This is a genomic window from Nonomuraea basaltis (genome assembly GCF_005893125.1).
Lineage (GTDB): Bacteria > Actinomycetota > Actinomycetes > Streptosporangiales > Streptosporangiaceae > Nonomuraea > Nonomuraea basaltis.
This window is the reverse complement of the sequence record NZ_VCJS01000056.1, coordinates 56,245-63,915: the sequence shown is the minus strand read 5'-3', so window position 1 is coordinate 63,915 and position 7,671 is coordinate 56,245. Positions and strand designations below refer to the sequence as shown.

The following is a 7,671-nucleotide window of genomic DNA, read 5'->3' as shown; positions in this document are numbered from 1 at the left end:
GAGTGCGGAATCTCGGAAGTACGGCCTGGAATCCACTTCCGAGATTGGCTCATCTCGGAAGTACGGCTGGCCCCGAGTCGTACGGCGGAGCTCGAACCCCCTCGACGTTGCAGCAGGTCAGAGCGCTCAAGATCCACCCATGGCCGGAATTCCCGTTATCTCGGCTCGACCCGTACTTGGTCTGCGCCCCTCCCACCCCGTCGACGGGCCGCGCCTCGGGTGGTCTGCGCCACCGAATGCGGCGTGGATCGTGGCGAGCTCGGGCTGTTACGGCGTCGCCGCGCCCTTGCCGGGAGGCCACCATGGCCAGTGCTTGCCGAGCTCGGCGAGCTGGTCGTTGACCTCCTGGCGGTCCCAGGCCGTGCCGTCCCAGCGGCTGGTGCCCAGCACGTCGCGCGCCTGGCGGTACTTCCAGCCCTTCTTGTGCCGCAGCGCGCGCAGCAGGTCGGCGAACCCCTCGGGGCCGCCGCTGTCTTCGGGCGGGCAGGCGCGGCCGCCGGCGCTGCAGCGCGGGTAGATCGCCTTCGGCGCCGCCCGGTGGATCTTCTCCACCACCAGGTCGTGGTCCCACATATTCTCTACTCTCTCCATCACCGTCGGTTATATCTGTGACGGAGGTGGCCGTGGAGACCTACGGGTCCTGGTCGCTGGATTTCTACGATTTCACGGTGGGCCTGGACGCTGCCGAGGATGAGGTCCTTGCGAGCTTCGGGGATGTGTACGAGTGGGCGGCACGGAACGGGGCGCGTCAGGGGACACCGATCCTGCTGTCGCCGTCGGGGTCGGCGGACGCGCGGATCAATCTGTTCTTTCGGCTGAGCAGGGTCGCGGGAAAGCAGCCTCGCACGTGGCGGCGGTATGCATACTCGCTGGTTGTGTGGTTGGACTTCCTGGAAGGGCTCGGCCGGTCGTGGGACGCGGCGACGACGGCGGACTTCGATGCCTTCAAGTACTGGAGGATGACCGATCACCGCAACGACGGTCGGGTTCGGGCGACGTCGTTCGATGCCGACCGTGCGGCGCTGAACAGCTTCTACCGGTGGGCTGGTGAGCGCTACGGGGTCGTGAACCCTGTGCCCACCGTGGCGGGGCCGGAGGTGGACGATCTCGAGGTGGCGGCGAGGGATGGTCGGCGAGATCCGGCTCGGCCAGCGGGTGCTCCGCGGCGGCAGGTGAAGTGGCTGTTGCGGCCGGCGTTCGAGCAGTGGCGCGATGTCGGGTTGCGCGGGTTCGGGTTCGACGGGCGGCGCCGCCTGGGCTGGCGTGGCTTCAACGAGGATCGGGACGCCGCGTTCGTCGATGGTCTGTACGGCACGGGCCTGCGACTGGCGGAGTGGTCGAGCGTCCTGGACGTCGAACTTCCGGCCAAGGATGAGGCTGGCCGTTTCCCCAAGGCGTGGCTGGCTGCGGCCTGCATCAAGGCTCGGTGCTCGGGTCGGCGTCACCCGGGGCAAGGTAGAAGATCGCCGCAGGTCGCAGAGGGTGAAGTGCGCCAGCGCCAAGGCCGGGTTTCGGTCTGGGCAGTGAGGAATTAGTCGGGCGTCCGCTGGGCGATAATGCCCGGGAGGCGCGTTTGCCCAGGTCGGGTGGCCCGCTAACGGACGTTATGTCAACGCCTCCCGGGACCCCCTGTTACTCAGCGCTACATTGCCCCGTATGACGGCGACCCGAGCGGGGAGCCGCTGTGCGTGCTGCCCGTGGAGAGCGACGGGGAGGTGTTCGAGGCCGAGGCCAACACCTGGCCGTGACCTCGCAAAAGTACGTGGAGCCCGGCGAACGGGTGCGCTTCCATCGAGAGCATGACCTTGGTGCGCAACGACACCCGGTTCGTCGGGCGCGAGCGGGAGCTGCGCCAGGTGCAGCAGGTCATCGCCGAGGCGGCCGTCGAGGGCGGCCGCCTGGTGGTGGTCACCGGCGAGCCCGGCATCGGCAAGACGACGCTCTGCCGCAGGATCGCCTCCCGCGCCGAGGACGACGGCTGGCGAGTGGCCATGACCTGCTGCTGGACCGGCGCCGACGCCCCGCCCCTGTGGCCGTGGCCGGAGATTTTGCGCATCCTGTACGGGCCGCGCGCCGCCCACCCGGTGCCCGCCGAGCGGTTCGCCGCGTTCACCGCCGTCGCTCAGGCGCTGCGGGAGGCGGGCGGCCCAGCGCTGATCGTTCTCGACGACGCGCACGCCGCCGACTCCGGGACGCTGCTGCTGGCCAGGTTCCTGGCCCGTGCCCTGCCCACGACGCCGCTTGTGCTGATCCTGGCCTGCCGCGACGACCTCGGCCTGCTCGACGAGGCCGCGCTGATGGTGCGGCTCGGGCCGTTCAGCGTCGCCGAGACGGCGGCGTTCCTCGACCTCAACGGCCACGCGCGGCTCAGGGCCGGGCTGCTGGAGACGCTGCACGGCATCACCCGGGGCCACCCGCTGTTCCTGCGGCGGGCGAGCGCGCTCGGGCCCGACGAGCTGTGCGCGCTGACGCCGAGCAGCGTGCGCGCCGCCGTCCACCTGGCCGCCGACGGGCTGAGCGCGCCCGCGCGGCGGCTGCTCGGCGGGGCCGCGCTGCTCGGCCAGTCGGTGTCCGTCGCCGACGCGGCGGCCGCGGTCGGCCTGCCGCTGGCCGACGCATGGGACCTGCTGCCACCCGCCGAGGACGCCGGCCTGATCCGGCTGGGCACATCGGACCGCCCGCCGTCTGACTGGAGCGCCGGGCCGATCGGGCTGGGGGCGCTGGGCCGGTTCGGCTTCACACACGAGTTGGTGCGCGAGGCGCTACTGGACACGGTGCCGGTCGCCGAGCGTCTCGCCGTACACGCCCGCATGGCCGACCTGCTCGAGCGGCGGCCGGCGTCCGACGCGGCCAGCCTGGCCACGTACGCGTACCACGCGGCGGGTGCGGCCCCGCGCTCCCGGCAGGACGCGGCCCGCGCCGTGACGGCCTGCCGGGCCAGCGCGGCGGCGCTGCTGCACGGCCTGTCCTACGAACGGGCGGCGGCCCTGCTGGAGACCACCGTGTCGATCAAGGAGCAGGGACACGTGCCGGGCCCCGCGGCGCCGCTGCTGGTGGAGCGGGCCGAGGCCGTGCTCATGTGCGGCCGGCTCACCGACGCGCGCAGGATGTTCGACCAGGCCGCGGAGGCCGCCACCCGGGAAGGCGACGTACACCGGCTGGCCAGGGCCGCGATCGGGCTGGGCGGCGTCTGGGTGGACGAGCACCGCACCGCCATCGAATGGCAGCGGGTGACCGGCATCCAGCGCCGCGCCCTGGCCGCCCTGCCCACCTCGGAGACCTGCCTGCGTGCCCGGCTCACCGTACGACTGGCCGCCGAGGAGGTCTACCACGGCGCGCCCGTCGAACCGGTGCTGGCCGCGCTGGAGGACGCCAGGCGCACCGGCGACGGCGAGGTCCTGGCCGAGGCGCTGTCGCTGTGCCACCACGCGCTGCTCACCCCCAGGTACGCCCGCGCCCGCCTGCCGCTCGCCGAAGAGCTGATCAAGGTGGCGGCCGGGGCGGGCAAGGGCATGCTCGCGCTCATGGGGCTGTGCTGGCGGACCGTCGACCTGTTCCTGCTCGGCGACCCGCAGGCCGAACGCTCCCTCGCCGAACTGCGCGAACGCGCCGAGTTCCTGACGTGCCGGACCATCGGCTACATCGTGGCCGTCATCGACGTCATGCTGCTGATCAGGGCGGGCCGGCTGGAGGAGGCCGAGGCCAAGGCAAGTGACTGCTACCCGCTCGGCGAGCAGGTCGGGGACGCGGACGCGCTCGGCTACCTCGGCGCGCATCTGGCCGCGATCCGGTGGGCGCAGGGGCGGGAGAGCGACGTGCTCGACATGGTGTCGGCCGTCGCCACCTCGCCCACGCTGGTGCCCTCCGAGTTCGCCTTCCGCGCCACCGTCGCCTGCTTCACCGCCGCCGCCGGCCGCCACGACGAGGCCCGCACCCTCTTAAGCCGCCTGACCGACCCCGCTCCGTCCGCGCCTGCTCCGCCTGCGTCTGCTCTGTCCGCGCCGGATCATGCTGCGGCGGACCGTGTCGCGATGGACAGCGCCGCGGTGGATGGGGCTGCGACAGGCCGCGCTCCGGCGGAGGGCGGCCGGTTGGACGGCGCGGAGTCGGTTCCGGTCGTGTTCGGGGAGGTCGGCGGGTATGCCCCCGCGCCCGACCTGGCCGCGTTGCCGGAGTCCAGTACGTGGCTGGCCGGGATGGCGGCGCTGGCCGAGGCGGCGTACCTGCTGGGCGACGCCGACCTGGCCCGCAAGGTGTACCAGCTGCTCAAACCGTACGCGGGCCTGCCCGTGATGCCGTCTCTGGCCGCCGTCTGCCTGGGATCGGCGGCCAGGCCGCTCGGGCTGGCGGCGATGGCCATGGGCGAGCCGCGGACGGCGGCGGAGCACCTGGGCGGGGCCGTCGAGGCCACCCGCCGCCTCGGCAACCGGCCGGTCACCGCGCTGACGCAGGCGAACCTGGCCGAGGCGCTCATCGCCCTCGGCGACCGCGACCGCGCGGCGGCCCTGCTGCACGAGGCCGCGACCGCGGCGCGGGACATGGGCATGGACCTGCGCGCCGAGCAGTGGACCGCCAGACGGCAGCAGATCGCGCACCGTGAGGGCACGATACGCAAGGACGCCCGCACCTGGATCTTCCAGCTGGGCCCCCGCCGCGCGGCCGTCCCCGACATGGTCGGCGTCCGCCACCTGGTGACGCTCCTGCTCAACCCCGGCCGCCCGATCTCCGCCCTGGAGCTGGCCACCGGCGACGACTCCACCTCCATGGCCCCGGCCACCCGCCAGCCACTCCTGGACGACCAGGCCATGGCCGCCTACCGCGAACATGCCCGCGAGCTGGTCACCGAGATCAAGGAGGCCGAGCAGGACGCGGACGTCGCGCTCGCCGAGCACCTGCGCGCCCAGCTGGACGCGCTGGCGGAGGAACTGCGCGCCGCCACCGGCAAGGGCGGGCGGCGCCGGAGCTTCGCCGACGCCGGAGAGCGCGCCCGCACCGCCGTGCGCAAGGCGGTCAAGCGCGCCATCGACGAGATCGCAGCGGCGGACCCGGAGATCGCCGAGTCCGTCACCGCGACCGTCAGCACCGGTGCCCAGTGCCTCTACTCACCCGGAGACATCACGTGGTCGTGCATTTCCGAGCGTGGATCTCCATCGACCGGGTCGTCGTCGTGACCCCGCTGCGGGTGCCCGCCTCGTTGCCCTCGGTGTCCCCCGTGACGCGGTACGACTGGACCAGGCTCGGGTGCGCCGGGTCGTTGATCGCCGGCCCGAGCACATCGTCCGAGTGATCGTCGTCGACGTAGATCCTGGAATAGTCCACCAGCGTGAGCGTCCGCCCGATCGGGTCGGTGACCGATTGGATGACGTACCCCGACGGGGCCGTGAAGAAGGCGTACGACCTCGTCCCGTCGACCGCCGTCCAGTCCGACTTCGTCTCCCGCGCCTTCATGGTGATCCAGAAGACCAGGCTGGTGTGGGCGGTGTTGTACCGCAGCCGGCCCCAGACCTGGACCCGAGGTCCATGCCCGTCGAAGTCCTTGTCGCCGACCCCCGTCCACGGCGGCACGTACTTGCCGAACGTGCGCTCCGAGATGCTGAACGTCCTGTCGGTGCACACCGAGGTGCTCGCGGTCGCCGGCGCCACGGCCAGGCTCGCCATGGCGACGGCCGCCACCGTGACGGCCAATGTGCGCTTTCGCATGTCGCGTACCTTTCGTTGAAGGTGCTGTCACCTGGAATGCGTGACATCCCGCACGGGCGGCGTGACTTCGATCGACACGAGCAGGGCACGGCGCCGGTACGCCAGGCGGGTGGGGGCCTCCCGGATCAGGTCGTTTGCGAACTCGGCCCGCCGTAAGAATCGCGCCACACGGCCCAAACGAGCGGCGTCGCCGCAGGTCACGGCGGACACTCGCAACGGTGAGGAGATCTACAATCTCGACCTTCAGCGCTTCCTGTTCCTCGAAGGCGATCACATCACGCATGCCAAGCCGCGATCAGCCTCAGGCGAAGTGGACCTGATTGGCGACTTTGACGGTGGCGAGCCCTTGGTCTGCGATGGAAAGATCTTCGACGGTGACGCCGGCGATGAAGCCGACCGCGATGACGATGGTGAAGGTGCGGTCGCGAAACAGGCGCGGCCAGGCCGATGACCCGAAGAGATCGATCGGGGTAACAGTCATGCCGAAACGGCACCGAAGTCCAAGATCGAGTTGTGCGTGGCGATCCGCCGCGATTCCCGTGTAGGCCTTTCGAGCGACTCCTGTCATCTCCGGGACGAACCGCAGGGGATTGGGTATCGGCGACCGCAGATCCTCCTCCTGCTTGGCCGTCCCTGTGATGCCGGCCATGAGGGACCCTCCTCACTCGATGTGCGAACAGATCCAGGCAATATGACTCACGGGTTATCTTGGCTAAGATTAATATCGCTTTAATGCTATGTATCTGGAGGCGTGATGGAGTTGAACTCGCTCAGGCAGTTCCTGGTGGTGGCGCGGCTGGAACACCTCAGCGGCGCGGCCGAGGAGCTTCGCGTCGCACAACCGTCGCTGAGCCGTACCATCGCCCGGCTGGAGAGCGAGCTGCGCACACCGCTGTTCGACCGGAGCGGCCGACTGCGGCTGAATGACGCGGGCAAGCTCTTCCGCGATTACGTCGAACGCTCCCTGGGTGATCTGGATGCGGGGCGGCGAGCCGTCGCCGAGGCCGTCAGCGAGGGTGTGGGCACCGTACGGCTCGCGTCGGAGACCTTCCTCACGCTCACCGGGCCGCTGGCGGCCTTCAAACGAGCTCACCCGGCCATCGAGGTCGAACTCCGCTGGATGGCGGCCGAGGACATGGGCCGTCACCTGCGGGCCCAGGACGTCGACCTGTGCGTCGCCTCCCAGCCGATCCCCGCTGAGGGCCTGGAAGCGGTCCAACTGCTCGATGAGGCGGTCGGTCTGGCCACGCCGCTCGACCATCCGCTGGCGAGCCGTACGTCGGTGAGCATCGACGAGCTCACCGGCCAGCCCTTCGTCAGCGCCCGCAAAGGGCACTGGCAACGCCGCCTCCTGGACCGGCTCTTCGCCGCACGAGACCAAACCCCGAAGATCGTCTGCGAGGTCGACGAGCCCAGCGCCATCGCGGCCCTGATCAGCGCGGGGCTCGGCATCGGTCTCGTCCCCGCTTTCGCCCGGACCAGCTCCACGCGGGTCCCCGCCGCCTGGGTCCCCGTCGACAGCCCTGACTGCCGACGCGCGGTCACCCTGTACTGGAACGCTGGCAGCCACCTATCCACCGCCGCCCGCCTGATGCGCACCACGATCGCCAACTGGAACTGGATCACCGGCGAACCACAGGAGAAGCGCTGAGGACGCGCTTCATGATCGCCACATCGTCGGGTGTCCCGCCGGCGACGTCGACGATGTGAGGCGTGGGATCCGCTCACCACTTCGATCGGGCGGTGCGCGGTGGCGACGTCCGCAGCGCTCGTCACGGACGTTGCAGCCGTGCTGGGTGAGGTCATGGCATCGTGGCATGCTGGCCGCGGAAAGGCCGTCACCAGGGCGATGCGGCCATGGTGGTCGGCCTGAGTGCGGGGACGGCGGAGAGCGGCGAGCTGGATGCGGCCATCGGCTAGGGGTTATGCCTTGAGGGTTATCTGTTCATGGCAAAACCGGTCTTTGAAGGC

Annotated in this window: 6 protein-coding genes; 3 read left to right on the top strand and 3 right to left on the bottom strand. The window is 70.8% G+C overall.

All coding sequences use genetic code 11. The features are described 5' to 3' along the window. Window positions 1-267: 267 nt before the first annotated feature. A complete protein-coding gene (locus tag EJK15_RS25850) occupies window positions 268-591 on the bottom strand; it encodes a plasmid pRiA4b ORF-3 family protein (protein WP_138713052.1) in 324 nt (107 codons plus the stop codon). A 32-nt stretch (window positions 592-623) separates the two neighbouring features. On the opposite strand from EJK15_RS25850, the gene EJK15_RS25845 reads away from it, so the two are divergent. Then, window positions 624-1,535, top strand: coding sequence for a site-specific integrase (locus EJK15_RS25845; RefSeq protein ID WP_138713051.1), 912 nt, complete (start codon window positions 624-626; stop codon window positions 1,533-1,535). 264 nt (window positions 1,536-1,799) lie between these two features. Continuing rightward, complete coding sequence (locus EJK15_RS25840) at window positions 1,800-5,171, top strand: ATP-binding protein (RefSeq protein WP_138713050.1); 3,372 nt, start codon at window positions 1,800-1,802, stop codon at window positions 5,169-5,171. Here EJK15_RS25840 and EJK15_RS25835 read toward each other — a convergent pair. Both EJK15_RS25835 and EJK15_RS25830 read right to left on the bottom strand, forming a co-directional pair. Then, entirely contained in the window at window positions 5,116-5,700 is a 585-nt protein-coding gene (locus EJK15_RS25835; RefSeq protein ID WP_138713049.1) for a hypothetical protein, read from the bottom strand. The two genes, EJK15_RS25840 and EJK15_RS25835, sit on opposite strands and share 56 nt — an antisense overlap. A 301-nt stretch (window positions 5,701-6,001) precedes the next feature. Beyond that, entirely contained in the window at window positions 6,002-6,349 is a 348-nt protein-coding gene (locus EJK15_RS25830; protein ID WP_138713048.1) for a hypothetical protein, read from the bottom strand. Window positions 6,350-6,454: 105 nt separating this feature from the next. Here EJK15_RS25830 and EJK15_RS25825 point away from each other — a divergent pair, with 105 nt between their 5' ends. Beyond that, on the top strand, window positions 6,455-7,351 hold the full coding sequence (locus EJK15_RS25825; protein ID WP_138713047.1) for a LysR family transcriptional regulator: 897 nt from the start codon (window positions 6,455-6,457) through the stop codon (window positions 7,349-7,351). Window positions 7,352-7,671 lie beyond the last annotated feature (320 nt).

Bases quoted from the DNA above. Each gene is read 5' to 3' on its own strand.
- EJK15_RS25850 (WP_138713052.1), bottom strand. From the start codon at position 591: ATGGAGAGAGTAGAGAATATGTGGGACCACGACCTGGTGGTGGAGAAG.
- EJK15_RS25840 (WP_138713050.1), top strand. From the start codon at position 1,800: ATGACCTTGGTGCGCAACGACACCCGGTTCGTCGGGCGCGAGCGGGAG.
- EJK15_RS25835 (WP_138713049.1), bottom strand. From the start codon at position 5,700: ATGCGAAAGCGCACATTGGCCGTCACGGTGGCGGCCGTCGCCATGGCG.
- EJK15_RS25830 (WP_138713048.1), bottom strand. From the start codon at position 6,349: ATGGCCGGCATCACAGGGACGGCCAAGCAGGAGGAGGATCTGCGGTCG.
- EJK15_RS25825 (WP_138713047.1), top strand. From the start codon at position 6,455: ATGGAGTTGAACTCGCTCAGGCAGTTCCTGGTGGTGGCGCGGCTGGAA.